This is a genomic window from Cupriavidus basilensis (assembly GCF_029335485.1).
GTDB classification, from domain to species: Bacteria; Pseudomonadota; Gammaproteobacteria; order Burkholderiales; family Burkholderiaceae; genus Cupriavidus; species Cupriavidus basilensis_E.
Genome location: NZ_JARJLM010000587.1, coordinates 1 through 1,097 on the forward strand (window position 1 = coordinate 1; position 1,097 = coordinate 1,097).

At 66.7% G+C, this 1,097-nt stretch carries 1 protein-coding gene; it reads right to left on the reverse strand.

Annotation, left to right across the window (positions count from 1 at the left end):
• Position 1 precedes the first annotated feature (1 nt).
• On the reverse strand, positions 2-1,097 hold a 1,096-nt coding region (locus tag P3W85_RS36575), incomplete at its 5' end, for a sigma 54-interacting transcriptional regulator (protein WP_276268370.1).

The window sequence follows — 1,097 nt, forward strand, 5'->3', positions numbered from 1 at the left end:
GTCACGCTGGCTCGGCTTCGTTGTCGGCGATCTGGAACTTGCGCATCTTCTCCCACAGCACCTTGCGGCTGATGCCGAGGCTGGCCGCCGTGTCCTGGCGCCGCCAGCTATTGGCGTCCAGCGCGGCCACGATGCGGCGGCGCTCCTCGGTCTCGCCGCGCCAGTCCGCGGTGCGCTCGTTGCCGTCGAATGCGCCCGGCCGCAGGCTGCGGAACAGCGGGCGGATACGCGGCTCCTCCCAATGCCCGGTCTGCTGCACGGTGATGCCGATGCGCTCGGCCAGGTTGCGCAGTTCGCGCACATTGCCCGTAAAAAATGCCGTGCCTACCGCGCCCTTGAGCCAGTCGGGCAGCGGCGGCAGCGCATCGAAGCCGGAGGCGCCGAGCATCTGCCTGAGAAACGACACCAGCAGCGCCACCTTGTCCGCCGCGCCGCGCTCTTCCAGGCTGGGCAGGCGCAGCTCGATCACCGCCAGGCGGAAATAGAGATCCGCGCGAAAGCGCCCCTGCGACACGGCCTCGCGCAGGTCCTTGTTGGTCGCGGCGACCAGGCGGAAGTCCAGCTTGACAGGCATGGTCGAACCCAGCCGGGTCAAGGCGTTCTCCTCCAGCACCCGCAGCAGCTTGACCTGCTGGAACAGCGGCAGGTCGCCAATCTCGTCGAGAAAGAGCGTGCCGCCATTGGCCTGCTCGAAAAAACCGCGGTGGGCAAACATCGCCCCGGTGAACGCACCCTTGGCATGGCCGAAGAATTGCGACTCGAACAAGCCATCGGGGATCGCGCCGCAATTGACGGCGACGAACGGCCCCTTGCCGTAGATGTTGTTGCGTTCGTGGAACAGCTGCGCGATGCGCTCCTTGCCGGCACCGGTCTCGCCATACAGCATCACATTGCTGCCGAAATCGGCAAATGTCTCCACCTGCGACAGGAACTGCTGCATGGCGGACGACTCGGCCACCAGGTCGGCCGCCGCATTGCCCGGCTCGGATGCCGCCAGCAATTGCGGCAGCAGCTTGGCAATCTGGTTGCGCAGGTCCGGCCCGGTGAAGTCGTCGGCCAGGATATGCGCGTACTCGGCGGGAAAGCGCCCCGGATCG